We start from the raw sequence: 24,439 nt of genomic DNA, 5'->3' as shown, positions 1-24,439 counted from the left end.
TTCAACGCTGATGTTCGGGGCCTTGATCGCTGGATGTTCCGCTGATCCAACGGATGTCAGCCAATCCAGTGAAGTGAATGCACCCCCCTTGCTGTCCCCTGAGGAGACGGTTGAGCCGTCTCTCCCTCAAACGGCCTTAACCGTTTTACCCAGTGTTGATGAGGTGCTCGTCTCCGTTCCAGAGGGGCGCACCGATCCCTTTGCCCCTTTCCCGCAACGAACCTCTGGGCCCGATCTCGGTGCCGCGGGAGATCAGGACTGGAAGGTCCTTGGTGTGCTCTCTGTGGCTGATCAATTGCGTGCACTGATCAGCACGGCTGAGGGATCGGGAGTGGTGTGTCTGGGGGCGGGAGGCCGTTGCCCTGGCGAGGCTCAGCAGCTTTTCCCGATGGACGTTGAGGTGCAAACCATCAATATCCGTACGGGCTGCCTAACCGTGCTTCAGGCCGGGCGATCTCAGCGGGTTTGCATCACCTGAAGGCAGGCTTGGGTCAAACCATCGAGATCATGAGGGTTGGCTTCCTGGTCGACCCGTCCGAATTGTTCAAGGCAATGTCGGCTGGTCTGGGGGCCAATCGAGACCAGGGCTACGGAGCGCATGGCTCGAGCTGCTAGTTCAGCTCCCAATTTTTGCTCTAGCAGTGCCGCTGTATGGAGCACGGTTTTCCCACTGCTGAATGTGATGGCATCCACCTCCCCTGAGGCCAAGGCTGTGGCCGTCGTGTCGGGGATGTCGGCTGGACAGCGGGATTCGTAGGCAGGCACCTCTACCACCCTGGCGCCCGCCTCTCCAAAGGCTTCAGCGAGCAGCGTGCGGCCACCACTTTGCACTCTTGGCAGCAGGAGTCTTAATCCCCAACCTGAAACAGGAAAGTGTTCGATCAGGCTGTCTGCTACGAAATCTGGTGGCACGAAATCAGCGGGGGCTCCCAGTTGCTCCAGAAGGCGTGCGGTCTTGCGTCCAACAGCAGCAATACGGAGCCCGGCAGGCCTACGCCCCAAGCTGCTTCCCTGTAGCCGCAGACGTTCATCAACGGCTTGAACCCCATTGGCACTGGAGAAGACCACCCAGTGGAACTCATCCAATTCAGCGAGGGCATCATCCAAAGGTCCCCATTCATCGGGAGGGCCGATTTCCAAAGCCGGTAGGTCGAGCACCCTGGCACCCTGTTGTTCCAAAAGTTTCCGGGCTTCCCCCAGTTGTTCACGAGCCCTGGTGACGACGATGGTGCGCCCTTGCAGACCGGGACTGCTTCCGGCAATCATGCATTCACCTCATTCAGTTTCACCAGTCCACTTACCTGCTGTTCCAAGGCTTTTGCCTGGTCTCCTTTCCCCTGGCTGTTGAGCAGGGCGATCGCCGTTCGGAACGAAGCTCTCGCTCCATCGATGTCTCCACCGACGAGCCTTGCAACAGCAAGGTTCTGATGGCATTCGGCATGGCTGGGTTCCAGGCTGATCGCTCGTTCATAGGACTGCAACGCGTCCTTGATCTCACCCTTGCGGCGTTGCATCAGCCCCAGGTTGTACCAGGCAAGGCCCACTTCTGGAGCGCGTTGGCATGCCGTTTTGGTGAGTTGGATGGCCTCATCGAGCTCGTTGGTTTGCAACAGCAGCGCGGCCAAATTCAACCTGGCGCCAAGGCCAAGACGGACGTCCAAAGCTTGCGCTAGGGCTTGTTTGTAGAACGCGATGGCCTGGTCGGTGTCCTCCGCGCTCAGGGCAATGCCCAGATGGAGCAACAGCTCGTAGCGTTCTGCAGCGTGCTCATCACCCTCGCCAAGGTTGGCAAGCCCTTCGCGCAACAGGGCGATGCCTTGAACCCGATCCCCATCTGCCACCTCGAGGGCCCCGAGCTTGGCGCAGGCGTAGGGATGTCCTGGCTCCTGTTCCAGCCATTCCTGCATGGACCGGCGGAGACGGTCAGCCTTATCGGTTCCTTGCAGTAGCTCCGGCCGGTAACCGTCGTGAAGCAGGGCTGGTTCTGGGCAGTCGGCGATCCGCCAGTGGGGTTCGTCCTTGAGCAGTTCGCGCACACTGTCATCCACCATCGAGTGATACGGGCGGCTCCAGCGAATGCGGGGATGGCGGCGGAAAAGGCGACTCACGCTGGAATAAGGGGCCATGGCAGCACCCTGCTCATGGCGCAATAGGTTGATCACCAGCACATCAGGTTGGGCCATGAGCGCCTTGAGAGCAGGGATCGCTTCAGCTCTTAGGGATTCATCCGCATCAAGCACGAGCACCCAGTCGCCTGTCACAAATTCCAGGGCGGCATTGCGAGCTGGAGCGAAATCGCCTGGCCAAGGCAACTGTTCGACCCGTGCACCTGCCGCCTTCGCGATGGCAATGGTCTGATCGGTCGAGCCCGTGTCAACGATGACCATTTCATCGGCGAAGGCTTTTACGGAGTCCAGGCAGGCTCCTAGCCGCTCTTGCTCGTTGCGCACGATCATGGAGAGGCTGAGCATGGTCTTGGGCACAACTGGGGCAGAGGCTAGGCGCGTTCAGTCGGTGAATTCGTTGATGGCAAACCTTGATGGCGTTGAAGCAGGATCCGGTTTCAGGCGATGTTGCTTCAACTGTTGAAGCAACTGTTGAAGCAATTCTTGCTGTGCGTCAGGCATTTGCCCAGGGCTGTAAGCCGCTGGAATGGATCTCGGCAGCAGGGCGCTCAGTGCCTCCCAGACGTAGGGGCTTCCGTACACCGCCAAGCCGAAAAGTCGGTTCAAGCCAATCAGCTGTTTGATGGCATTAGTCCAGGGCTCCCGAGCGCTGCGGTTGGCTTGAAAGGGATTGCCTCGGACAAATAATTGCAGGAGCAGAGGCCCTTCCCCGAGGCGATCGAGTGCCAGCGGGGCTGCTGGATCCGCTGGATTCGCCCACGGGGAAATGCCTAGGGGATGGCTGACGAGGGATTGGAAGCCGAGGGCTTTGGGAAGAAGGATGGCAGGTGCATCGGCAGGAAGCACCGGGCAGGGAAGAACACCATCCACCCGGATCAGGTTGATGACCTCGATGGGGTTGGCCTGGCTTGACTCGTTGGGCTGGGTTAATTCGTTGGCGATGGCGGGGCTGGCGATCTCCAGCGACTGCTTGACGAGCTCCAAGCTGAGCGTTCTCTCCTCCGCTGTTTCAATCGTGTGCTCGTTGTCGCTCGAATCGAGCGGCAGCTGGATGGATTGCAAAGCCGCCTGGCGGCGATTGAGCGAGTCGTGAAGACGGGCCATGGGCACGCGACCGGAAAGCAGCGCATCGCAGAGAGCGTCGATGGCGGCCACGGCATCGGCCGGCATCAAGATCAAGTCAGCACCTGCGGCGAATGCCAGCACTGCGGCTTCGCCTGCTCCGTAGCGAGCCGCGATGGCCTCCATCACCAAGGCATCGGTGACCACAAGGCCCTTGAAGCCGAGATCATCCCGTAACAGCCTGGTGAGCACGTTGGCGGAGAGGGTGGCCGGCCACTGTTCATCCAATGCTGGAATCAGTAGATGGGCGGTCATCACACTGCTGACTCCCGCCTGGATCAGGGTGCGAAACGGCTGAAGTTCAAGGCTCTCTAAGCGTTCGCGACTGTGTTGCAGCAGAGGAAGTTCCAGGTGGGAGTCGCTGGCGGTGTCGCCATGCCCAGGGAAATGCTTGGCGCACCCCAAGACGCCTGTTGCCGCCAGTCCGCGCTGAAAAGCTCCTGTTAACTCCCCCACGGTGTTTGGATCTTCACCCCATGCCCGCACGTTGATGACCGGGTTGTCGGGGTTGTTGTTGACATCGCAAACCGGTGCCAGGACCCAATTCAGCCCGCAGCGTTTTGCCTGATTGCCGCAGCATCGTCCGTAGTTTTCAGCCAGTTCTACGGCCTGTCTCGGAGCTCTGCGATGGAGTCGTCCGAGCGCCATCGGCGGCACGAGCCAGCTGGCTCCCTCAAACCGTTGGCCCACGCCTTCTTCAACGTCGGCGCACAACAGGATGGGTTGCCCAGCCCAGCGCTGAAAGGTGCGGCAGCGCTGTTGCAATTCTGTGGCTGTTCCACCGAGCAGGATCACGCCCCCGACCCCAGCGCCTAGGAGCTGCTCCAGCTCGTGATTGCTGAGCTCCCAGCGTGGGTATCGCCGTTGCCTGTCTGTGGCATGACCGCTGGCGCGCACCACCAATAAGCGGGCGACGGCCTCTCGGAGCTTGCCCTGACCGAGCTCACCCGCATTCATGGATTCTCCGGGAGTTCGGTTCCTTCTGGAACATCTCCTCGTTCATCCCGCTCCCGTTCGAGTTCCCCAAGCAAATGGAGCACGCTGGTACCTTTCTCAATTCCAAGATCGAGTTTGAACACGATCTCAGGGGCGCGGCGCATTTGCAGACGACGGCCAAGCTCCCCACGAAGGAATCCTCGAGCGGCCTCTAGGCCATCCATGACTTCGTCTTTTTGCGCCTGTTCGCCGAAGACACTCACGAAAATTCGACAATGTTGGAGGTCTCCGCTGACCTCCACCTCGGTGATGCTGACCATGCCTTGATGGACCCGTTCGTCACGGATCCCATTGATCAGCAGCTCGCTGGTTTCCTTGCGGATTAAGGCGGCAACCCGTTCAACTCGACGTCCCTGGGCCATCGTCAGCTCAGTGGTGCTGTTGAGGTCACCATGGCACGGAGCACCAGCCCAAGGGTGATGAAGCCACTGATCAAGGCCCCGATCAGAGCCACTGCCGTGACGGGATTGCTTCGCCGCTTCGCTAAAGGCTCTGCAACGGAGTTGAGGACTCCAAGGCTGAAGGCAATGAGGTAGCGCGGGTAACGCGTCACATTGACGAAAAACTCGCGCATGGTCCTGGCAGGAAAATCAATCTGATAGCTACTCTGCCGGCTTAGGGCAAAGACGGTCATGCTGGAGCTGCATCAATTCCGTCACTCCGCCTTCTGCCTCAAGGTGCGGATGGCGTTGCACGCCAAAGGTTTGAGCTTTCGAGAAGTGGAAGTCACGCCTGGAATCGGTCAATTAGCCGTGTTCCGTTTGTCAGGGCAAAGGCAAGTTCCGGTGCTCGTGGATGGCGACACGGTGGTGGCAGATTCCAGCGCGATTTGTCGTTATTTAGAGGAGCTGCAGCCCGAACCGCCCTTCTTCCCGAAGGATCGCCGCGCTGTGGCCCAGGTTCATTTGATCGAAGATTGGGCCGATACAACCTTGGCTGGATCCGTCCGCGCGGCTCTGCTTCAGGCCGCTGTGGATGACCCAGATTTGCGGGCGGCCCTTTTGCCTGATGACGTACCGGGCCCGATTCGGCAGGTGATGACCGGCGTTCCCACGGGTTGGCTCAGTGGGGTGAACGAGCTGTTTGGCCAGGAGGAGCGTTCCGCCATGCTCCACAACTTGATTGCGATTGCGGATGGACTCACGGCGGACAGCGTCTTGGTTGGCGATTCCCTCAGCCTGGCTGATTTGGCCGTAGCGGCGCAGCTATCCCTGTTGCGCTTCCCCGCTTCATCAGGCCCCCAATTGGCTGGCCGCGGGGTCGCTGGTCTCAGTGATCATCCCCGCCTTCAGCCGTTGTTTGAGTGGCGCGATCGGCTGGATGCTCGCCTGCTTCAGCAGGATCCTGCAGCCGTGTGAGCGTGAGCTTGTAACGGCTTGGTCGTTGCACAAACGATTCGCTGGTTTCCCCTGGAGCTGGATAGGTCTGTTGCCATTGCTCCCCGCAGATTCGACTGACGATTTCAGCGCCTGGCTCGTTTGGGCATGGCCGATAGCGACTCAGGGTTTCAATTCTGCTGAGCCTTGGGGCCCTTGCCCCATGCATCACCTGGAGAACAAGCTCATCACTCAGAAAGGCTGCGGCGTTGATCGATGTTTGTTCCCTGCCGATCACCGTCGTTTCCAGCAGACGATCGTCGCTGAGTCGAGCGAGCTGACGGTTCACTTGCTGAGGGGCTTGCTCAACGCTGATCAGTTGCTTGCCTAAGAGGGCCTGACCAATCGCTCTGGCATTAAACGGTCGATTCCCCACCACCTCGTTCTGCGGATTGAGCTGAAACTGGGCCAGATGCTGCAAGGGGGGCAAGGTTTCGTCCACCTTGCCGTTTGCCAAAAGATCCAGACTTTCCACCTCCCAAAGCCCTGCAAACCAATCCGGATACACCAGGTCCTGGTTGGCGCGTGGCCGCGGCAGAGGAGCAGGATCCGACCAGGCTGGCCAATCCTTGAGGCGTGCTTCGAGCTGCTGATGGTTTTGGGTGTTGTCCGCTAGGGCTGGTGTTGCTGGTCCAGCGAGAAGAAGCACGGCCATGATCAGTGCCAGCAGTGGCCGCGTCATGTCCGATCCCCTCATCCGTGCTTGTGATCACTATGTGGTGCTTGAGCCGGGCAAGCCAGAACGACTGCTCAGTTCCGACGACACCCTGACATGGCTGACGGATCAGCTGGACAACATGTCAGTGCTACCCAGTGATTTGCGTGAGTTTGGATCGTCATCTGCCGCCGCAGAAAGGCTCTTGGACACAGCCTGCGATCTCGAGCTAGCTCCAGGGTTCAATCTTCAGTGGTTTGCCGTGCGCCTGGAGCCTGGAACATGAGCTCATGGGGTTTGAGAATGCCAGGGATGGCCTCAAGGATTCGATCTGTCACAGCGTTGACCGTCTCGTCGCCCACCGTGATCCGCAGATCGGCCTCGGCGTAAAGAGGGGTACGAGCTTCCAGGAGCGCGTCTAAAGCCGCTTCAGTATTTTGATCTTGAAGCAGAGGCCTGGCTCCTGGGTCTGCGAGGAGACGCGCCAGGAGTTGGTCCCGTCCAGGGGCAAGCCAGATCACGATCCCTTGATGCAGAACGCCCCAGTTTTCTGGCTGCGTGATCACACCACCACCGGTCGCAACCACGAGCGAATGGCGTTCGCCAATGGCTTGCAGGACCTGACTTTCGAGTGCTCGGAAGCCTGGCTCTCCCTCTGTCTCAAAGATTTGGGGGATCGGGCGGCCAGCCAGCGCTTCCACGACGCCGTCGGCGTCAACGAAGCCGTAGCCCAGGCGTTGGGCTAGGGGGCGCCCCGTGCTGCTTTTACCACTCCCCATCATTCCGATCAGGTAGAGGTTCCGGCCGCCCAAACGGGCTTTCAAAGGATGGGGTGTCGTGGTCGCGCCGTCAGCCATCGGTTCGGCAGGTGGGAGAACTCACTAGGATGATCGCTGGTCAGACCACGTCATGACTGATGCCATCACGACGGCACCGCACGGCCAAGGTCGTGGCTGTGTCATCACCCGCCGAGCCTGTTTTAGCTCCAGCCACCGTTATTGGTTGCCGGAATTAACTGCTGACGACAACGCAGCCCGTTTTGGATCCTGTGCGATTGCCCCTGGCCATGGACACAATTACGAACTCATTGTGTCCATGGCCGGTGGCCTTGACGCCAATGGCATGGTGCTGAACCTCTCTGATGTGAAGCATGCGATTCGTTCGGAAGTCACCGAACAACTCGATTTTCGCTTCCTCAATGAGGCTTGGCCAGAATTCGATGTGACCAATCCGGAGGGTTGCCTGCCAACCACCGAAGCTTTGGTTCGGATCATCTGGTCACGGTTGGCCAATCAGCTGCCGCTTGTGGCGCTGCGCCTTTATGAATCATCAGGCCTGTGGGCCGACTATCTCGGACAAACCATGGACGCCTATCTCACCATCCGCACTCATTTCGCTGCTGCGCACCGTCTGGCAAGACCAGAGTTGAGCCAAGAGGAGAACGAGCAGATTTACGGCAAATGTGCCCGTCCCCATGGCCACGGCCACAACTACTTGGTGGATGTCACGGTGCGCGGAAGCATTGACCCCCGCACGGGGATGGTCTGCGACCTAGCGGCGCTTCAACGTCTCGTCAGCGACCTCGTGGTGGAGCCTTTCGATCACACCTTCCTCAACAAGGACGTCGCCCATTTCGCCGATTGTGTTCCGACGGCTGAAAACATTGCCCTGCATATCGTTGATCGACTGAGCACCCCCGTTCGCGCCATTGGCGCTCAGTTGCACAAGGTGCGGCTTCAGGAAAGCCCCAACAACGCTGCAGAGGTGTACGCCGAAGCTCCTGCGCTCAATGCGATGCCCGAAGCGATGCATTCTGCCGTTAACGGCTGAGGCTGTTTCCACGTGCAGCGACCATCGGTTCGTCTGGTGCTAGCCGTCAGTTTGGATGGGCGGCTTGCTCCTGCGTCTGGAGGGGCTGCTCAGCTCGGCGGAGCTGGCGATAGGCATGTCCTTGAACAGGCTTTGGCTTGGGCCGATGCGGTTCTGATCGGTGCAGGAACACTGCGGGCCCATCGCTGCACCTGTTTGATTCATGAACCACAGCTTCTGGCGCAGCGCAAGCAAGAGGGCAGGCCGTTACAGCCAACGGCGCTGGTGGTGAGTCGCCATCCAGACTTTGGTCTGGAGTGGCCGTTTTTTCAACAAGCGCTTGAGCGTCAGCTCTTGACCCCAGATCGGATCTCCGTGGATGGTTTCTCCGCCATTCATCGCTTGCAACCATCCTGGGAGACCACCCTGGTGGAGCTTGCGGCATTGGGCTTTCATCGCCTCGTTCTTCTTGGAGGAGCGGGCCTCTGCGCATCCCTTCTGGAAGCCGATCAAGTGGATGAGCTGCAGCTGACTCTGAGCCCATGCCTGCTGGGAGGTCGGTTCAGCTGGATTCCGTCTGAAGGATGCAGCATGCCATTGGCTTTATCGCAGCCCGATGCTTGGACGCTGTTATCGGCCGATCGACTGAGCGGAAATGAGCTGTTGGTTCGTTATGGACGCAGCCGCTGAAAAAGCTCGCTGAGCGGGACCTTCTCTAGGTCGGTTGCCTGGAGTCCCAGCAGCGACCCCAGGCAGCGTTTGATCACCACTTCGGCGTCATCTCCAATGCGCCCTGACAAGAGTTCGCTGATCACACCCAACTCTCTGCCAGCGCGACTGGTTTCACGGATCAGGCATTCACTGACGGGCTTGGCTAGCGCCTGACACGACTGCTCTCCCATGCGGCTGAATGGTTCAAGGTCGAGTTCAGCCTCTTTAAGGGCTTGTTTCGCGAGTTGCTGACATTGATCAGCAAGCTGGCTCTCAAGTTTTGGACGCATCATTTGCAGCAATGGCTGCAGTAGCCCTGCTTGGACGGCACTTCCGCTCAGCATCAAGCTGAGCGCCAACAGCGTGAACACCACCTGCTGTTTTCCTGGCGTCGAACGGTTCACGGCAGGTTGGCAAAAACTGGCTTGCGTTCAGTGTGACTCCATTGGCTCTCACTGGTTAGGGTCTTCTTCTTCGCCGCTGTCTTCGCCGGTCATGGCATCCCTGAAGGCTTGTTGGCATCGCTCGATTCGGGAGATACCCGAACAGCAGTGGGAACAGCTGCTTGGTCCTGAGGTCATTCCCTTCTATCGCTGGAATTGGCTGGCGGCCCTTGAAGATTCTGGGAGCGTGGCGCCCGATCAGGGATGGCAGCCACTGCACCTATCCCTGTGGCGAGGAGAGGAGCAACTTTGTGCGGTCGCTCCGCTTTATCTCAAGGGTCATAGTTATGGGGAGTTTGTGTTTGATCAAGCGTTCGCTCGGCTCGCTGGCGACCTTGGTCTTCGTTATTACCCAAAGTTGATTGGGATGAGCCCCGTCAGCCCAGTACAGGGCTATCGCTTTCATATCGCTGCAGATGAAGATCCTGCGGCATTGACCCAACTCATGCTGGAGTTAATTGATACCTTTGCTCGTAATAATGGCATCCTCAGCTGTAATTTTCTCTACGTTGATCCGCTCTGGCGTCCTTTGGCAGAAGCTGCAGGTTGTGCTGCTTGGTTGAATCAGCAGAGTCTCTGGACATCAGATGGGCAGGCCAATTTTGACGACTATTTGGCAGGATTTAATGCCAATCAGCGCCGTAATATCAAACGTGAGCGGAAGGCTGTTCGTGCAGCAGGCATTGAGATCACCCCCCTTTGTGGTGAGGACCTCGATCCTTCATTGATGCAATGCATGCATCAATTTTATGAACAGCACTGTGCTCGTTGGGGGATGTGGGGTAGCAAGTATCTCGAAGCATCGTTTTTCGATGCCTTGGCTACGAATGCATTGCGTGAGCGGATTGTTCTCTTTAGTGCGCATCGTGGCAACCCCCATGAGCCAGTGGCTATGTCACTTTGCGTGCATGACGATGCATCGCTCTGGGGGCGGTACTGGGGGAGCCATGAAGAGATTGATTGTTTGCATTTTGAGGTTTGCTATTACGCTCCGATTGAGTGGGCTTTGAAGCAGGGACTGAAGAGTTTTGATCCAGGAGCAGGGGGGAGCCACAAACGTCGGCGTGGGTTTGTGGCTCGACCTCATACCAGCCTGCATCGCTGGTATGAGCCCCAGATGGAAGGACTGATTCGTGGCTGGCTCGGCAAGGTCAATCCACTGATGCTCGAGGAGATTGAGGCGATCAATGCTGAGCTCCCTTTTCGAAAAGAGACGCCATCCCTTGCTCTGTAAGTTGAGAAGAGCCTTGCAGCCAGATTGAACCAGACCAACAGTGCCATAGACCTCAACGCCTGTGCTCAGCTGGATGATCAGTTGTCGCAGCGATTTATAGCCTTAGACCCGTTGGGTTATTTCTTGATTCGCGTGGATGTTGCTGCCGCTGAATTGGTTGTTGAGCACTACGGCAACACGATTGATGAGCAAGGCCTTGCACGAGATCCAGATTCCGGGGAAGTGATTGCTTGCCGGAAGGGTGGCCCTAGAACGCCTACGGCCGTGTTGCGTGGGCGCACAGCAAAAGAACTGGGGATTGCCTTGTGCGAAGGGGACGGAAACCATCCCCTAAGCCGTTTGGATCATGCGCTGTATTTGGGCCGGGAACTTCAGAAGGCAGAACAGTGTTTGCGCGTTGGAAGCCCTTACGTTCAGGATTAATCCCTCAAACAGGCTGAAGCTCGCGAGAGTTGCTGGGTTCTTCTGGTGGCAATGATTCCAGCTGCTCACGGATTTCCTGTTGCACAATCGCTCTGTACTCCATGAAATGTTCGTTGTGTGCAAGGACAACGATGAACTGCTCAAGCATGGCTGGATTCTGGCGAGCCATGCCAAACAGATAGCGCCAAAAGCGCCCGCGAGTATCGCGTTTTAGGCCTTGACGCCAGATCACGATCGATAGTGCTTTGATATCAGTCCAGGTAGGCAACTTGCTGGTTCCTTTCCAGCGTGGCGCTCCCATTTTTAAGTAGTAGGAATAAACCCGATCCATGTAGGCATTGGGTTCGTAAAGCGTGCAAAATGCTTCGACATATTCGTTGGCAATGTCACGAATGGGTCGGGTTGGTTTGAAGTTAAGCAAATTCGTTTGGTTAACACCCTTGGCAGCCGATTCGTCTTGAATCAAGCGACCTTCTTTTTCAAGACGATGCCATAGGGCTGTGTTGGGAAGGGCTTGCAGCATTCCCATCATGGCTGCAGGAATTCCTGTACGGGTTACGAAATCAACGATCCGTAAGCCAGCACCATCTTTTTCTCCATCGAAACCAATGATGAATCCAGCCATCACCCGAATGCCATTGGCCGTAATGCGGTCAACAGCGGCATCGAGTGGATTGCGAGTGTTTTGAACTTTTCTCGCGGTTTCTAGGCTGGCTTCATCGGGAGTTTCAATGCCAAGGAACACGCTTTCAAAACGAGCTTCGTGCATCATTCGCATCATTTCGTCGTCATCGGCTAAATCGACGGATGCCTCAGTTGCAAAACTGAACGGGTAGCCACGGTCTTCTTGCCAGGCTTTGATTTGCGGCAGCAAAAGCTTCGCATTGCGCTTGTTGCCGATGAAATTGTCATCGACCAGGAAGATCGAACGCCTCCATCCAAGGTCATAAAGCGATTGCAATTCAGCAACCAACTGCTCAGGTGTTTTGGTGCGTGGTTTGCGTCCGTAGAGAACGATGATGTCGCAAAATTCGCAATTGAATGGACAGCCCCGCGAGAACTGGACGCTCATGGAGTCATAGGCCTCGAGCTGCAGCAGGTCAAAGCGAGGGATTGGGGTGGAGGTCACATCAGGCTTTTCTCCTTCTGCGCTGAACCGACCGCTGCGATCCCCCCTCTGGATGGCTTCGATAAACAGGGGCAGGGTGATTTCCCCCTCATCCAAGATTTTGAAATCGGCGTCCGCAATTTCTGGCGCATCAGGGGTGGAGCTGGCGTAGGGGCCTCCAACCGCGACTGGAATCCCACGACTCCTTGCTTCGTTGATCTGTTGTTGCATGTCGTCCTTCTGGACGATCATTCCTGAGATCACCACCAGCTCGGCCCAATCCCATTCGGCAGAGGTCACTTCGCGCACGTTGCGATCCACCAACTTCATCTCCCATTCCTGGGGAAGGAGGGCTGCAACCGTGACGAGGCCTAAAGGCGGTAGCAACACCTTTCGGTTGACCAGTTCCAGAATTTTTTCGTAACTCCAGAACGTCTTGGGAAATTGGGGATAGACGAAAAGGGTGCGCATGGTGGTATCGGGAGAGCTAAGCGTTCGGGGAAGCCGGCCAACCCTCAATGCAGACCGGTTATTAATCCGTAGATTTCGATGCGTACAAGCTTAAGCGTGTTTGCAAGCATCTCGGCAAGGTTTCTGATCTAATGGTTGCTGCAATCTGTGTCTGTTATGGGCGTCGCTATCTACTTGGGTCTTGTGGCTGCTGGTTTGGTCGCAGCTTTTGTTCTCAGCACGATTCTGCGCGGCATCAAGCTGATTTGATTTCGTTCATCGGCATTCCACCGCGACGCCAGATCTCACCTAAGGAGAGAATCAGGCCAATTCCTCCTGCAATCGCGAATGTTGCTTGCAATCCAAGACTGATTGTGAGTTGAGCTGCGATCAGGCCACTTAACCCTCCACCACCCAAAAAAGCGATTTGGCTTAATCCGGCCATCCGTCCTCTGAGCACCTGCTTTGAGCCAACCTGGGTGATCAAATTGGCGCTACTGAGAAGTCCAGCGGTTCCAGCGCCAATCAGCCAAACCATCAACAGCACGATGGGAACAAATTTGCTGCTGGCCATTCCAAGTTGAGCGATCGCTGTGATCAAGGCGAAACAACCGAGCGTGAGGCCGGGACGGCTGCTGAATTTGTGGCTGTTGCGTTGCAAGACGATCCCACCGGTGATGCTTCCTGCGGCCAGCACACTTGTGAATAAACCAAGGTCTTGAGGGCTTGGCCCGAGGGTGTCGGCGGCAATCAGGGGTGCCAGGCCTGGGTGAAAGAACCCCACGATGCAGATCAAGGCTGTGAACTTGAGCACGTGCCGTAAAACGGGTCCGCATTCTTTCCAGGCAGCCTTAAGGGTGGTGGAGCTTGTCGTGCTGCTGAGTTGTTCAATCGATCGGTTTGGCTTCAGCAGCCAGATCACGCTGGCAATGGGTAATAAATAGGTGAGGGCATCGAGGCTGAGGGCTGTGGCTGGTCCCGTCAAAGCCACAAGCCACCCCCCGATCGGAGGTCCGACTAATTTTCCAACATTGAAAACCACCGAAAAGCTGGTGAGGTACGGCGCCAATGTGCGTGGGTCATCCACCAGCAGGGCGCAGTATTTATTGCGGGCAGTGAGTTCGTAGGCACTGGCAATCCCCATGAGCAGGGTGCTGGCGAGCAGCACAGCAACCTGGGCCGTTCCCTCCAAAAGAGGAATCGATAGGGCCCCAAGGAGCCCTGCTCCGAGGAGCGCCCATTGCGCCTGAATGAGCACCTGCTCGCAGCCGATTCGATCGGTGCGAACACCGGCGGCTCCACTCACGATCAGGGTCGGGAGTGAGAGAGCTGCAAAATGCAGGGCGAGCAACATGGCGTTGTCGGTGCCGCTCATCAAGATCCAACCTTTGGCGGTGAGACCTGCGAAAGAACCAGCTGTGCTTAACCCTGAGGCAATGAGAAAAATTGTGCGTTGCCGTTCATGCCAGCTGGGGCTTCTGATCACGTCGCACCGCGAGCTGCGGCGACCATGTGAGCAGCACCGACCACTCGGCCGGTGAGGTCGTAGATGTCTGCGCCTGTGATCTGAACCGGCACCATGGTTCCGGGATGGACTTGCAGTCCGTTATCCCCTGGCTGCACCAGCACTTCTCCGTCCACTTCCGGCGCGAAGCGGGAACATCGGCCAATCATTTCCCCGGTGGAGGGATTGTGTTGCTCCACTAAAACATCCACGGTTTTGCCAATCCAAGAGGCATTGCGAGCAGCGGAAATGGGCTGTTGCAAGGTCATTAACTTGTCCTTGCGCGCGATGGCAATCTCCTCAGGGACTGAATTTGGGAGGGTTGCAGCCGCCGTGCCGTCTTCTGGCGAGAAGGTGAAGATGCCAACGTGATCAAAGCGTTGACGTTCTAAAAATCCGGCCAAATGTTCGAATTGTTCCTCTGTTTCGCCGGGAAATCCCACAATCAATGTGGTGCGAAGAATGGCCTCAGGGAGTTGTTCACGAATCTGATCCAGCAATCGTTCATTGACATCGGCTTGCCAAGGGCGATTCATCGCTCTCAACACCTCAGGATGGCTGTGCTGAAGCGGTAAATCGAGATAGGGCAGCACATTGGGAACATCTCGATAGGCCGCAAGAACCTCTGGGGTGAGGCCCGTGGGATAGGCGTAGTGGACGCGAATCCAGGGGATTTCCACGTCGCCGAGTGCCTTGAGAAGGTCGGCAAGGCGGGGCTTGCCATAGAGGTCCAAGCCGTAATTGGTGGTGATCTGACTGATCAGGATCAATTCTTGAACCCCTTGTGCTGCCAGCTGATGGGCTTCAGCCACGATCGATTCGATCGTTCTTGAGCGTTGATTTCCGCGCAGATGGGGAATGATGCAAAACGCGCAGCGGTAGTCGCAGCCTTCAGCGACTTTTAAGTAGGCAACCGCTTCTCCTGTGGTGCGATACCGGGGCAGATTTTCGTCGGCCACAAACGTTGGCGTCTCACTGACGCGGTTCACCCGCTCACCGGCTTCTACCTGCTGCAGCACCTCCACAATGTGCTGATAGTCACCGGTGCCCACGATCGCTTTTGCCTCTGGTATCGACTCCAGAAGCTCGTCCTGAAAATGCTGGGCCAGACATCCGGCAATGATCAGCTCCTTGCCTTGCTCTGCAAGTCCCACAAGGGTTCGTACGGACTCTTCGCGGGCGTCTTGAATGAAGCTGCAGGTATTCACCACCACCAGGTTGGCGTCGTTTTCATCGCTGCTCACCCCATAGCCGGCCTCAGCGAGAAGTCCGAGCATGTGCTCTGTATCCACGCGATTTTTCTCGCAGCCCAGATGGGCGAAGGCCACGGTGGGCCGTTCCGAGAGGCTGTTGCCTGTTTTGGCGTCCCCGGCCATGGCATGACCCTGCAATCCCTCACTTTAGGAGCGGATGAACGGATGACACCCATGCTTCAACGCTGAATTGCTCACGCTTTGCTGCCAAAATCAGGGTTAATTGATCGCCTTTGATGGCAACTCAGCGTCTCACCAGCCGACGCCGGCAGGACCAAGGTTCGAAATGGGTCCGAATTGTGATGGCCGTTTTGGCCACGGTCGGCGTGATCGATACGGGGTCGATCACCCTGAAGTTTTGGGGAGTGCTCGGGGATCTCACCTGCCCGATGGGCGCGGGTGGTTGCGACAAGGTCCTGAATAGCCCCTGGGGCACATTGTTTCAGGGAGATGGGTTCAGCATTCCCCTCTCTTTTGCAGGCTTGATTGCCTATCTCGCAGTCCTGGTCATGGCGGTTGTGCCTTTGCTCCCAGGTTTGTCGGAGAACAAAGCTGACTTGTCTCGCCGCACCTGGTGGGGCTTGTTCACGGTCTCCCTCGTGATGGCTGTGTTCAGCCTGGTGCTCGTGGGTCTGATGGTGATCAAGATCCAGGCCTTCTGTTTTTTCTGCGTTCTTTCGGCTCTGCTCTCCCTCTGCTTGTTGGTGTTGTCATTGGTTGGAGGTGGATGGGACGACCCCTCCCAACTGCTGTTTCGAGGCTTCCTTCTCGCTCTTGCCGTGTTGCTTGGTGGCCTGATTTGGGCTTCCGTGCTGGATCCTGCCCGTCCTGATGCCGTTGCCACAGGCCCAGGCGCAGCTCCCCCGGTGCTCACCGAGAGCAACCCAGCAAAAATCTCTCTTGCCGAACATCTCACGGCCTCGGGGGCGGTGATGTACAGCGCCTATTGGTGCCCTCATTGCCATGAACAGAAGGAGCTCTTCGGCAAAGAAGCTGCCGACACTCTCAAAGTTGTTGAATGCGCCCCAACAGGTCAAAACAACGACGCCAAGCTTTGCCAGAGCAAGGGCATTGAGGGCTTCCCAACCTGGGAGATCAACGGAGAGCTGGACTCTGGTGTGAAAAAGCTTCCAGATCTCGCACGTCTGTCTGGATATCAGGGCCCCAAGGACTTCTAAACACAAGAACCAACTACTAAGAGGTCACTGCTCTCGTTCCGATGGCTTGGCCTTTTATTTGGCGGCTATGGCGGCACCATTGAGGTAAGGGGGCTGGGGTGTCATTACGGAAGTGTCCGCCCCTGCTTTCCTTTCGGAACAAACAAGCCTCCAAAAGCAAAGAACTCGCTTGCTGGCGATGAAGCAGATCCAACATCAGGTTCAGCTCTGCCCGCCTGCTTTCATCGAGAAGGGTGCTCCGCTCAGGATGTTGTTGCTGCATCAACTTGAGGGGAGTCATCGCTTCCAAGATTGGCGTTGCTTTCTGCAGCGTTTTCAACACGTCCCTCATGCCATGAGCTGATCGGTCAACGCCGGCCACACGCCAGCACTCTGATCTCAGCCATTGGATGGATTGGCTTAGCTCTTGTTCGCTGAACGCTTGATGATCCTGAACGTTGTCTGATGGTGCTTCCGTGCGTTGTTCCTCGGTGGTGGCTTTTGAGAGTGGATCGCCAAGGTCGATGTCACGCAATTGCCTTGCGAAGACAAGGCATTCCATCAAAGAGTTGCTGGCGAGGCGATTGGCTCCATGCAGACCGGTGCAGGCCACTTCGCCAACGGCGTAAAGGCCAGGAAGGCTGGTTGTCGCTTTCAAATCGGTGGCGACACCTCCCATCCAGTAGTGGGCTGCTGGAGCCACTGGAATGGGCTGTTCTTCTGGGTTGATTCCAAAGTTGTGGCAGCGTTCAAGGATGTTGGGAAAGCGCCGTTGCAAGGTTTCAGCGTCGATGGGGGTGAGGTCCAGGCCCATATGAGCGACGCCCTGGGCCTGCATGCGACGAACCAGCGCGCGACTGACCTGATCTCTTGGGGCTAAGTCTTTTCCAGCGAGTTCTTGGACGGGGCTTTGTCCCAGGGCGTCGACAAGGAGAGCCCCCTCTCCGCGGACGGCCTCAGAGATCAAGAAGCAGGGTGCATGTTCAAGCTTGAGGGCTGTGGGATGGAACTGAATGAATTCCAGATCTTCGATGGCCGCTCCCGCTTGCCAGGCCAGCGCAACACCTTCACCACAGGCCTGTGCTGGGTTGGTCGTGTTGGTGTAAAGGTGCCCGCCACCGCCGGTGGCTAGGACCACAGCACGGGCGGGGATCCAGTGAAGCCTCGGGCCTTCGAGTACCTGGACGCCACAGCAGCGATTGTCTTGCACCCAGAGCTGGGTGACCCGTACGCCTCGGCGATGCTGCAAGCCAGGACGAGCATCCACGCGTTCTCGCAAGACATCCACCAAGGCTTTGCCCGTGCGGTCTTGCACATGCAGAACCCTTCGATGACTGTGGGCCGCCTCCAGGGTGGTCGCGAGTGATCCATCCGGGTTGCGATCAAACTCCATGCCGAGTTCTTGAAGTCTGAGCACGCTTTGCGGGGCTTCATCAACCAACAGGCGCACCGCATCGCCATCACATAGCCCAGCGCCTGCTCTCACGGTGTCTTCGCCGTGGCTTCCAGCGTTGTCGTTGGAACGGGTAACTGCCGCGATTCCTCCTTGAGCCCAGCGACTCGACGATCGCCGACTCGTGTTTCGATTGAGGAGCAGGACCCGAAGACCCGCTGGAAGCTCCAAACATGTCATCAGTCCGGCAGCACCGGCGCCAATCACGATCACATCCCAGGGCCCAGGCGCAATCGGATCGATAGAGGTTGCGTGGCTGCTCATGGGAGCAAAAACCGCCAGTGCACCTGGCGGTTCAAGCTTGGATCAGTGTTAACGGTACTGACCGTCGTTGATGCGATCGAAGCCCTCGTTGAGCGCAATCGATGGAGCTGTGACCACAAAATTGTCGCGGTATTTCTCGAACAATTCTTTCTGACGTTCGGAAAGGTCGAGATCTAAAACGTCATCGACGTTCTCATAGGGACCTCCGAGAACAATTTTTCCCGCGAAGGTGGGGTACATCCCAGGAAATTGCTGAAAGCGGCGCACAGAGGAATTGTTTAGATCAACCTTGTCGCCACGTTCGGCGAGTTTGTCGTCTGCGACATTTCTGATCTCAGCGGCAGAAACACTGGGGGGAACGAGAAGGCCTATCAGTAGGCCAGCGATCACAACCAAGCCCGTCAGCCAGGACAACAGGCGCTTCATCTGAACTCTCCGTCGGGATTCGGAACATAACTTCCGGCAGCGCCGGTACGGAAACCATACAAGTGCAGAACCCTTTTGCTGCCTCAGCACAGTCAGGCGTTCGCAGTTCGTTTCAGATCAGACCGCTCAGGCTTGGGACTGAGAGGGAGAGCCCGAGAAACAAAGCATCGATAAACAGAGTGGTGGAAAGGACAGCAGCGGCCACTCTCCAAGCCTCTTGATGCTCTGAAGGCCTGGCTGATTGCGTCCAACACTGTTTTGCCAACCAGAGGATCAGCCCTGCGGCTGCAGAGAGAATCAAGAGAGAAACAGGCTGCAAAACCAGCTTTGCTGCTTCGCTGAGCAGAAAGGGGGCTTCGCTCGATGTGGCTTGAACAACCTGTGGCCAAAACGACATGACTCCGGTCAGGGCCATGGTGATATCGGTGAAGGCGGTGCCCAGGAGTGAGGCTAAATAAAAGGAACAGCTCAGCTTCCAGCGACTCTTCAGCCCGCCAATGGCTAGCGGTACGGCGATGGCCTCTATGGGTAAGTGCCACACCGGATGCATGCGCAGCCATCCCCAGAAAAGGGTGCCAGCGAGCCAACTGCCGCTGAACCCCACCAGCAGGGTTCCCGCTCGCTTCCAAGCAGCATTGCCAACCTGTGCGGCCACGATCCCCGTCGTCAGGAGGACTGCGGTGAACAGACAGGAGCTAAACGGGTGAAAGCGAACCCAGGGTGCTTGGAAGAAGACTGGCAGAACAACCAACGCCGATGCCCAGAAGGACAACGAGCGAGGAAACGAAACCGATGGTGCCTGAGAAATAATCAGGCTCTTCTTGTCCGTTGTTGGCGTCTGAATCAGACCACTCAGCAAAAGTGCTTCCCCGATGAGGTAACTAAAGGACTCGAAGATTAGAAGATTTGAACCGGTTGTTGGGATCTGGCGCCTAACAATGATCAAAACGTCGCCAACCTCGTCGTCCTTAACACGTGCGGCTTGTCTCGTTGTGGCTCATAGTCTTATAGCCCTCATTTAAAGAGCGCTTTGACGCCAGATCCCGGACTGCTGGAAGCTTGCTGGCGTGACTTTGTGCTTGGTGTCGTGCAGGGGCTCACGGAATTTTTGCCGATCAGCAGCACGGCCCATCTCAAAGTTGTTCCTCTTCTTGCCGGATGGGATGACCCTGGGGTGTCGGTGACTGCCGTGATTCAACTAGGCAGCATCGTTGCTGTAATTGCCTATTTCCGTGCTGATTTGGCGGGAGTGCTCAAAGGCATCAGTGGAGCTGTCCGCCGCGGGCAATGGCGTGAACCTGAGGCGCGGCTTGGGATTGCGATGGTGATTGGCACCATACCTATTTTGATTGCTGGTTTTTGCATCAAGTTTTTTTGGCCTGACTACGCAATCTCTCCACTAAGAAGTGTTCCGGCCATTGCCGTGGTGTCGATTGTGATGGCACTTCTCTTGGGCTTTGCTGAACGGATCGGGCCGCGAATGAAGCAGCTCACTCAGGTGGAAGGACGAGATGGATTGGTTGTGGGTTTAGCCCAGGTGCTGGCGCTGATCCCTGGCGTTTCTCGTTCGGGAAGCACGCTCACGGCATCCCTCTTTGATGGATGGAAGCGCGCGGATGCAGCGCGCTTCTCATTTTTGTTAGGGATTCCTGCCATCACGATTGCAGGATTGGTGGAATTGAAGGACGCCTTTTCAGAGCCCAGCGCGGGGGGGGTGTTACCTGTTTTCGTGGGGATCTGCTCTGCGGCAGTGGTGTCCTGGCTTGCCATCGACTGGCTCATTAAATATCTCCAGAGCCACAGCACCTGGGTTTTTGTGGTGTACCGGTTGCTATTTGGAGTGCTGCTTCTGGTCTGGTGGTCTGGTTCGGCATCAAACTGAACGAAGTTGACCGTGAGCCCCGTGTGGAATGAACCTTCTGCCGGTGTTGCTGTTTCGGCTCTTGATCCGGATCGTGCTTCTCGCCAGCCCTCACCAGCTGTGGTGGCATCGGTCGAGCCTGGATCGATCGGAGAGGACCTTGGCTTTGAGCCTGGCGATCAGCTGTTAAGCATCAACGGTGTTCGACCTCGAGACCTGATCGATTACCGCTATTTGATAGTGGAAGAAGAGTTGCATCTAGAGATACGCGATGCAGCAGGGGCGCTCCATCAGGTGGATCTGGAAAAGGATGAGGACGACGGCCTAGGGCTGGCTTTTACAGAAGCCTTGTTTGATGGATTGCGTCAGTGCAGCAACGCCTGTGCCTTCTGCTTCATCGATCAGCAACCACCTGGCCATCGCAGCAGCCTTTATCTCAAGGATGACGACTATCGCTTGAGTTTTCTCTACGGCTCTTACCTCACCCTGACGAATCTCAGTGATTCCGATTGGCACAGGATTGAACAACAGCGTCTGTCTCCTTTATTTGTTTCTGTTCATGCCACGGACCCTGATCTGCGCTCGAGCCTTTTGCAGAATCCACGAGCCGGTCAGCTGTTGCAGCAACTGGCTTGGTTCGCCGAACGCGATTTGCAGATCCACGCGCAAGTGGTGGTGTGCCCCGATCAAAACGATGGAGAGGCGCTGCTGCGCACCCTTCAGGATTTGGCGCAATTTGCAGGCGGTGACTGGCCCGCAGTGCTCTCTGTCGCTGTTGTGCCGGTTGGCCTGACTCGGTTCCGGCCGGCATCTGATGGCTTACGTGCGGTCACTCCAGTGGATGCCAGGAAGGTGATTGCCGCGGTGGAACCTCTTCAGAAGGAGTTTCAGCTCAAGTTTGAAAGCAATTTTGCCTGGCTTTCAGACGAGTGGTACTTGATTGCGGGGTTGTCGTTGCCCTCGCGGGCGAGCTACGAAGACTTTCCTCAGCAGGAAAATGGGGTTGGCAGTATCCGGGCGTTTCTCGCTTCGCTGGATGAGGCCACCACCAATCTTCCCCGGTCTGTTGAGACACCAGTGAGGAGCAGCTGGGTGGTGGGACGCTTGGTTGCCAATGCCCTGGAACCTGTCCTGCAGAGGCTCAATGCGGTGGAGGGAGTTCAGCTCAGCTTGCATGGCCTCCCAAGCCCTTACTGGGGGCAAGATCAAGTCGTCACTGGCTTGCTCACCGGACAAGACCTTCTTGATGGCCTCATCGATCAAGATCTTGGTGATCAGCTTTTGCTGCCTTCCGTCATGCTCCGTCAGGGAGACCCGGTGTTTTTGGACGACATGACCTTGGATCAATTAAGGGCGACTTTGCCAGTTCCGGTCCGAATCGTGCATGGAGCAGCTGAGATCGTGGCCTCTGCACTCGGCTCCAATGAAAAAAGCACCTAAACTCCGCAAAGTTCCAGTTTTATTGTGCTCCGGACAGCTGCTCATATTTTTCTAATTGCAGGTTGTCTGCCTGTGTTTGGCGCGTCGACTGCACTTGCTGAGGCTGTAAATGGCGAGTCGACTTCCTCTGATTCATTTCTGATGGATCAATCGACTCTGCCTAACGCCCTTGAGCTCAAAGGATCTCGTCCTAAGGCCGATCCATCGGTCATGCCACCAGCCGCAACAACGCTTCCTGAGGACTTGGATGCGCTGAAGTCACCAGATAGTCTCGCCCTACCCGATCTCCCTTCTCAGGTCACGATCCGTGAACTTCGCCCGTTAACGCTCCAAGACGTAGAGCAGCTAGTTGAAGTTAATAATCCCCGCTTGAAAGCTGCTGCAAGTCAAGTTGAACAGGCTAAATCAGGAGTTCTTGCTGCGATTTCAGCTTGGTATCCCACCGTGAATCTCACAGCGAATGGACTTCCTCAATATTTAGATGGTGAGCAATACCGAAATCCTGATTTTGCGCAGACTGCTTTTAACCCCGAAACTGGGCTTTCCGAGCCAAAGCCAAATACTTACACAACCCAATGGTCAGCTAATTTTTCTGCTCAAGTTCGATGGAATCTGATAGATCCCAAGCGGGTTCCGCAAATTTCTGCGGCACGCGATAATTTTGAGAAAGCAAGTGATGCTTATCTCATTGCATTGAGGGAGTTAAGGCTTCAATCTTCAACTAGTTATTTTCGGCTTCAGCGTCAAGATGAACAGGTCAGGATTGGTCAGCAATCGGTGCGAGCTTCGCTTTTAAGCTTACGTGATGCTCGTGCTCGTTATCAGGCTGGAGTCGCTACTAAATTAGAGGTCTTAGAAGCACTGACGCAATTAGCCAGAGATCGTGAAGTGCTCACCTCCGGTCTGGCTAGTCAGTCTCAAGCTCGTAGAGCTCTAGCTGCTTTGCTCGACCTTCCACAGGATGTGACCCCTACAGCCGCTGATCCATCTCGTGTGCTGGGTACATGGCAGCCATCACTTCAGGAAAGTATTATCGCTGCTTATGCGTTTAGGGAAGAATTAGATCAATTTATTCTTGATATTTCAATCAACAACAGCAATGCGAACGCAGCCCTTGCAGCGGTGCAGCCAGTCCTAAGCATTTTTAATAACTTCAATACGAGCAAAAATCAGGGACAAGCCACTCAAACGGGCTCCATTGACATGGCTGATTACAGCTGGAATGTAAGCAATGCAGTTGGTCTAAACGCCACATGGGCCATTTTTGACGGTGGGCGTGCGCGTGCTCAGTACCGCCAAAATAAGCAGCGAGCCGAGGAGAGCAAATTCAACTTTGCTTCCGAACGTGATCGCATTCGTTCTCAAGTCGAAGAAAGTTTTTATAACCTCCGCAAAGCAACTCAAAATATTCACACCACTTCCACTGAAGTTCTTTCATCGGCTGAGTCGCTGCGATTAGCTCGCCTGCGCTTCCAGGCTGGTGTGACCACTCAACGGGAAGTCGTGGACACTCAGAGGGACCTTACAAATGCTGAGGTTCGCTATGCCAATGCGATTACTGAATACAACATCAGCATTGCTCAATTGCGTCGTCGTACTGGACTTGATCAAGTAATGGCATGTTCTGCACTTAATTTGCCAGCTACAAAGCCAAATGAGGCCAATATTGATGTCCCTATCGAGCCGCAACCCAATCGTCCTGCTTGTGAAGCTCCAGTTCCTGTCGTTCAGGGCTGATTCGAGTGCCTGAGCCGCTTACTCCTCAGCAACTCCAGCGGGTACATCGTCTACTCGACCAAGTTGCTGAACGTCAGCGCAATGATTTCGGCCACATCGTGTTCGACGTCAAACCTGATGGAAGTCTGATCACCGCCTGCGATCGCTGGAGTGATGCTGCCTTTGTTCAGGGACTTGAGGAGATTGCTCCTGGCGAGGGGGTGCTCAGCGAAGAGGGCAGTCAGGAGTGTCCGTCCAGCCGTGCCTACTGGGTGGTTGATCCATTGGATGGAACCACTAATTTTGCGGCGGGGATTCCCTACTGGGCTATCTCGATCGCACGCTTCGTGGATGGTGAGCCGTCGGAGGCGTTTCTCGACATCCCTTCCTTGCACCAAAGGATCGTGGCGATTCGAGGACAGGGGGCTTGGCGGAATCACAAACGTTTGACTCCTGAGAGCAGGGTTGCTGCTGGTAGTTCTTGCGTCTCGCTTTGCAGTCGATCCATTCGCGTTCTTCAGAAAAGACCAGACCAGTCCTTTCCTGGAAAAATTCGTCTCCTGGGTGTTGCAAGCCTCAATTTGGTGAGTGTGGCGATGGGGCAAACCGCAGGTGCACTCGAGGCCACTCCCAAAATTTGGGATCTAGCCGCAGCTTGGCTCGTGCTGACGGAACTGGGCTGCCCACTGATTTGGTTGGGCCCTCACCCTGCTCATTTGCAACCAGGATGCGATCTCTCAGAGATGGGCTTCCCTGTGGTTGCTGCTGGCTCTCAGAAGCAGCTAGAGCGCTTAGCGCCATGGGGAGAGTCTCTGCTGAAGGGTTGAGCTCTGTTTCTTTTCGCGCACGCCTTGCGAAAAGGGAGAGTGTTGGGTTATGGTTTTGGACTGCGCGGGGGAGTTTGCTCCGAAG

The 24,439-nt window shown here is 56.4% G+C and carries 26 protein-coding genes; 12 read left to right on the top strand and 14 right to left on the bottom strand.

Features of this window, described 5'->3' with window-relative positions; all coding sequences use genetic code 11:
* Positions 1-10 precede the first annotated feature (10 nt).
* Positions 11-478: a hypothetical protein gene (locus DXY38_RS06600; RefSeq protein ID WP_115070979.1), complete on the top strand. Its 468-nt coding sequence runs from the start codon at positions 11-13 to the stop codon at positions 476-478.
* On the opposite strand, the gene DXY38_RS06595 is transcribed toward DXY38_RS06600, so the two are convergent.
* Genes DXY38_RS06595 through DXY38_RS06575 form a run of 5 tightly spaced genes read right to left on the bottom strand, consistent with a single transcriptional unit; the run spans position 457 to position 4,818 of the window.
* On the bottom strand, positions 457-1,266 hold the full coding sequence (locus DXY38_RS06595) for a uroporphyrinogen-III synthase (RefSeq protein ID WP_115070964.1): 810 nt from the start codon (positions 1,264-1,266) through the stop codon (positions 457-459). The two genes, DXY38_RS06600 and DXY38_RS06595, sit on opposite strands and share 22 nt — an antisense overlap.
* Positions 1,263-2,471, bottom strand: a complete 1,209-nt coding sequence (locus DXY38_RS06590) for a glycosyltransferase (RefSeq protein WP_115070978.1) — start codon at positions 2,469-2,471, stop codon at positions 1,263-1,265. The genes DXY38_RS06595 and DXY38_RS06590 overlap by 4 nt, the downstream gene beginning before the upstream one ends.
* Before the next feature lie 36 nt (positions 2,472-2,507).
* Positions 2,508-4,205 (bottom strand): glycoside hydrolase family 3 N-terminal domain-containing protein, encoded by a 1,698-nt coding sequence (locus DXY38_RS06585; protein ID WP_115070963.1) that lies wholly within the window; start codon positions 4,203-4,205, stop codon positions 2,508-2,510.
* Positions 4,202-4,606, bottom strand: coding sequence for a 30S ribosome-binding factor RbfA (rbfA, locus tag DXY38_RS06580; protein WP_006854564.1), 405 nt, complete (start codon positions 4,604-4,606; stop codon positions 4,202-4,204). The genes DXY38_RS06585 and rbfA overlap by 4 nt, the downstream gene beginning before the upstream one ends.
* Positions 4,607-4,608: 2 nt before the next feature.
* Positions 4,609-4,818 (bottom strand): DUF751 family protein, encoded by a 210-nt coding sequence (locus DXY38_RS06575; protein ID WP_115070977.1) that lies wholly within the window; start codon positions 4,816-4,818, stop codon positions 4,609-4,611.
* A 58-nt stretch (positions 4,819-4,876) separates the two neighbouring features.
* Here DXY38_RS06575 and DXY38_RS06570 point away from each other — a divergent pair, with 58 nt between their 5' ends.
* On the top strand, positions 4,877-5,602 hold the full coding sequence (locus DXY38_RS06570; protein WP_115070962.1) for a glutathione S-transferase family protein: 726 nt from the start codon (positions 4,877-4,879) through the stop codon (positions 5,600-5,602).
* Here the strand turns inward: DXY38_RS06570 and DXY38_RS06565 are convergent.
* Positions 5,514-6,275, bottom strand: a complete 762-nt coding sequence (locus DXY38_RS06565; protein ID WP_115070961.1) for a DUF6816 family protein — start codon at positions 6,273-6,275, stop codon at positions 5,514-5,516. The two genes, DXY38_RS06570 and DXY38_RS06565, sit on opposite strands and share 89 nt — an antisense overlap.
* 25 nt (positions 6,276-6,300) lie before the next feature.
* On the opposite strand from DXY38_RS06565, the gene DXY38_RS06560 reads away from it, so the two are divergent.
* Positions 6,301-6,561 (top strand): chlororespiratory reduction protein 7, encoded by a 261-nt coding sequence (locus tag DXY38_RS06560; protein WP_115070976.1) that lies wholly within the window; start codon positions 6,301-6,303, stop codon positions 6,559-6,561.
* On the opposite strand, the gene DXY38_RS06555 is transcribed toward DXY38_RS06560, so the two are convergent.
* Positions 6,518-7,132: a shikimate kinase gene (locus DXY38_RS06555; protein WP_115070960.1), complete on the bottom strand. Its 615-nt coding sequence runs from the start codon at positions 7,130-7,132 to the stop codon at positions 6,518-6,520. The genes DXY38_RS06560 and DXY38_RS06555 overlap by 44 nt on opposite strands.
* Before the next feature lie 52 nt (positions 7,133-7,184).
* Here DXY38_RS06555 and DXY38_RS06550 point away from each other — a divergent pair, with 52 nt between their 5' ends.
* Together DXY38_RS06550 and DXY38_RS06545 are read left to right on the top strand one after the other, a co-directional pair.
* Positions 7,185-8,105 (top strand): 6-carboxytetrahydropterin synthase, encoded by a 921-nt coding sequence (locus DXY38_RS06550; protein WP_115070959.1) that lies wholly within the window; start codon positions 7,185-7,187, stop codon positions 8,103-8,105.
* A gap of 12 nt (positions 8,106-8,117) precedes the next feature.
* Positions 8,118-8,774 (top strand): dihydrofolate reductase family protein, encoded by a 657-nt coding sequence (locus DXY38_RS06545; RefSeq protein WP_115070958.1) that lies wholly within the window; start codon positions 8,118-8,120, stop codon positions 8,772-8,774.
* On the opposite strand, the gene DXY38_RS06540 is transcribed toward DXY38_RS06545, so the two are convergent.
* Complete coding sequence (locus DXY38_RS06540; RefSeq protein ID WP_115070957.1) at positions 8,756-9,199, bottom strand: hypothetical protein; 444 nt, start codon at positions 9,197-9,199, stop codon at positions 8,756-8,758. The two genes, DXY38_RS06545 and DXY38_RS06540, sit on opposite strands and share 19 nt — an antisense overlap.
* Positions 9,200-9,290: 91 nt before the next feature.
* Between DXY38_RS06540 and DXY38_RS06535 the strand changes: the two genes are divergently transcribed.
* Together DXY38_RS06535 and DXY38_RS06530 are read left to right on the top strand one after the other, a co-directional pair.
* Positions 9,291-10,472, top strand: a complete 1,182-nt coding sequence (locus DXY38_RS06535; RefSeq protein WP_115070956.1) for a GNAT family N-acetyltransferase — start codon at positions 9,291-9,293, stop codon at positions 10,470-10,472.
* Positions 10,473-10,496: 24 nt separating this feature from the next.
* Positions 10,497-10,895, top strand: a complete 399-nt coding sequence (locus DXY38_RS06530) for a DUF4346 domain-containing protein (protein ID WP_115070955.1) — start codon at positions 10,497-10,499, stop codon at positions 10,893-10,895.
* 4 nt (positions 10,896-10,899) lie between these two features.
* Here the strand turns inward: DXY38_RS06530 and DXY38_RS06525 are convergent, their stop codons facing one another.
* The 3 genes from DXY38_RS06525 to rimO form a co-directional block, all read right to left on the bottom strand.
* The gene (locus DXY38_RS06525) at positions 10,900-12,474 is read right to left on the bottom strand and encodes a B12-binding domain-containing radical SAM protein (RefSeq protein ID WP_006854552.1); all 1,575 of its coding nucleotides are present in this window, start codon (positions 12,472-12,474) and stop codon (positions 10,900-10,902) included.
* 235 nt (positions 12,475-12,709) lie between these two features.
* Positions 12,710-13,939 (bottom strand): MFS transporter, encoded by a 1,230-nt coding sequence (locus DXY38_RS06515; protein WP_115070954.1) that lies wholly within the window; start codon positions 13,937-13,939, stop codon positions 12,710-12,712.
* Positions 13,936-15,333, bottom strand: coding sequence for a 30S ribosomal protein S12 methylthiotransferase RimO (gene rimO, locus DXY38_RS06510; RefSeq protein ID WP_115070975.1), 1,398 nt, complete (start codon positions 15,331-15,333; stop codon positions 13,936-13,938). The genes DXY38_RS06515 and rimO overlap by 4 nt, the downstream gene beginning before the upstream one ends.
* A 113-nt stretch (positions 15,334-15,446) precedes the next feature.
* Between rimO and DXY38_RS06505 the strand changes: the two genes are divergently transcribed.
* Positions 15,447-16,388, top strand: coding sequence for a vitamin K epoxide reductase family protein (locus DXY38_RS06505; RefSeq protein ID WP_115070953.1), 942 nt, complete (start codon positions 15,447-15,449; stop codon positions 16,386-16,388).
* Between the two features lie 16 nt (positions 16,389-16,404).
* Here the strand turns inward: DXY38_RS06505 and nadB are convergent, their stop codons facing one another.
* The 3 genes from nadB to DXY38_RS06490 all read right to left on the bottom strand — a co-directional run bounded on the left by nadB (position 16,405) and on the right by DXY38_RS06490 (position 19,369).
* Positions 16,405-18,084, bottom strand: a complete 1,680-nt coding sequence (nadB, locus tag DXY38_RS06500; RefSeq protein WP_115070952.1) for an L-aspartate oxidase — start codon at positions 18,082-18,084, stop codon at positions 16,405-16,407.
* Positions 18,085-18,132: 48 nt separating this feature from the next.
* Entirely contained in the window at positions 18,133-18,510 is a 378-nt protein-coding gene (gene psbU / locus DXY38_RS06495; protein WP_006854546.1) for a photosystem II complex extrinsic protein PsbU, read from the bottom strand.
* Positions 18,511-18,622: 112 nt separating this feature from the next.
* A complete protein-coding gene (locus DXY38_RS06490) occupies positions 18,623-19,369 on the bottom strand; it encodes a DUF3120 domain-containing protein (RefSeq protein WP_244279034.1) in 747 nt (248 codons plus the stop codon).
* A gap of 171 nt (positions 19,370-19,540) precedes the next feature.
* On the opposite strand from DXY38_RS06490, the gene DXY38_RS06485 reads away from it, so the two are divergent.
* From DXY38_RS06485 to DXY38_RS06470, 4 genes are all read left to right on the top strand, one after another.
* On the top strand, positions 19,541-20,392 hold the full coding sequence (locus DXY38_RS06485; RefSeq protein WP_115070951.1) for an undecaprenyl-diphosphate phosphatase: 852 nt from the start codon (positions 19,541-19,543) through the stop codon (positions 20,390-20,392).
* A 21-nt stretch (positions 20,393-20,413) separates the two neighbouring features.
* The gene (locus DXY38_RS06480) at positions 20,414-21,811 is read left to right on the top strand and encodes a TIGR03279 family radical SAM protein (protein ID WP_115070973.1); all 1,398 of its coding nucleotides are present in this window, start codon (positions 20,414-20,416) and stop codon (positions 21,809-21,811) included.
* Between the two features lie 141 nt (positions 21,812-21,952).
* Positions 21,953-23,548 (top strand): TolC family protein, encoded by a 1,596-nt coding sequence (locus tag DXY38_RS06475; protein ID WP_115070950.1) that lies wholly within the window; start codon positions 21,953-21,955, stop codon positions 23,546-23,548.
* Positions 23,549-23,553: 5 nt separating this feature from the next.
* Positions 23,554-24,354 carry an inositol monophosphatase family protein gene (locus tag DXY38_RS06470; protein ID WP_115070949.1) on the top strand — a complete coding sequence of 267 codons (801 nt, stop codon included), beginning with the start codon at positions 23,554-23,556 and terminating at the stop codon, positions 24,352-24,354.
* Positions 24,355-24,439: the final 85 nt, after the last annotated feature.

It is taken from the genome of Synechococcus sp. UW179B (genome assembly GCF_900474245.1).
Taxonomy (GTDB): domain Bacteria; phylum Cyanobacteriota; class Cyanobacteriia; order PCC-6307; family Cyanobiaceae; genus Synechococcus_C.
This window is presented reverse-complemented; position numbering and strand designations above follow the sequence as displayed.

Coding starts and splice junctions, on each gene's coding strand:
- DXY38_RS06595 (WP_115070964.1), bottom strand. CDS start 1,266: ATGATTGCCGGAAGCAGTCCCGGTCTGCAAGGGCGCACCATCGTCGTC.
- nadB (WP_115070952.1), bottom strand. CDS start 18,084: ATGAGCAGCCACGCAACCTCTATCGATCCGATTGCGCCTGGGCCCTGG.
- DXY38_RS06565 (WP_115070961.1), bottom strand. CDS start 6,275: ATGGCCGTGCTTCTTCTCGCTGGACCAGCAACACCAGCCCTAGCGGAC.
- DXY38_RS06535 (WP_115070956.1), top strand. CDS start 9,291: ATGGCATCCCTGAAGGCTTGTTGGCATCGCTCGATTCGGGAGATACCC.
- DXY38_RS06575 (WP_115070977.1), bottom strand. CDS start 4,818: ATGCGCGAGTTTTTCGTCAATGTGACGCGTTACCCGCGCTACCTCATT.
- DXY38_RS06600 (WP_115070979.1), top strand. CDS start 11: ATGTTCGGGGCCTTGATCGCTGGATGTTCCGCTGATCCAACGGATGTC.
- DXY38_RS06585 (WP_115070963.1), bottom strand. CDS start 4,205: ATGAATGCGGGTGAGCTCGGTCAGGGCAAGCTCCGAGAGGCCGTCGCC.
- DXY38_RS06505 (WP_115070953.1), top strand. CDS start 15,447: ATGGCAACTCAGCGTCTCACCAGCCGACGCCGGCAGGACCAAGGTTCG.
- DXY38_RS06570 (WP_115070962.1), top strand. CDS start 4,877: ATGCTGGAGCTGCATCAATTCCGTCACTCCGCCTTCTGCCTCAAGGTG.
- DXY38_RS06475 (WP_115070950.1), top strand. CDS start 21,953: ATGGATCAATCGACTCTGCCTAACGCCCTTGAGCTCAAAGGATCTCGT.
- rbfA (WP_006854564.1), bottom strand. CDS start 4,606: ATGGCCCAGGGACGTCGAGTTGAACGGGTTGCCGCCTTAATCCGCAAG.
- DXY38_RS06590 (WP_115070978.1), bottom strand. CDS start 2,471: ATGCTCAGCCTCTCCATGATCGTGCGCAACGAGCAAGAGCGGCTAGGA.
- psbU (WP_006854546.1), bottom strand. CDS start 18,510: ATGAAGCGCCTGTTGTCCTGGCTGACGGGCTTGGTTGTGATCGCTGGC.
- DXY38_RS06560 (WP_115070976.1), top strand. CDS start 6,301: ATGTCCGATCCCCTCATCCGTGCTTGTGATCACTATGTGGTGCTTGAG.
- rimO (WP_115070975.1), bottom strand. CDS start 15,333: ATGGCCGGGGACGCCAAAACAGGCAACAGCCTCTCGGAACGGCCCACC.
- DXY38_RS06550 (WP_115070959.1), top strand. CDS start 7,185: ATGACTGATGCCATCACGACGGCACCGCACGGCCAAGGTCGTGGCTGT.
- DXY38_RS06525 (WP_006854552.1), bottom strand. CDS start 12,474: ATGCGCACCCTTTTCGTCTATCCCCAATTTCCCAAGACGTTCTGGAGT.
- DXY38_RS06555 (WP_115070960.1), bottom strand. CDS start 7,132: ATGGCTGACGGCGCGACCACGACACCCCATCCTTTGAAAGCCCGTTTG.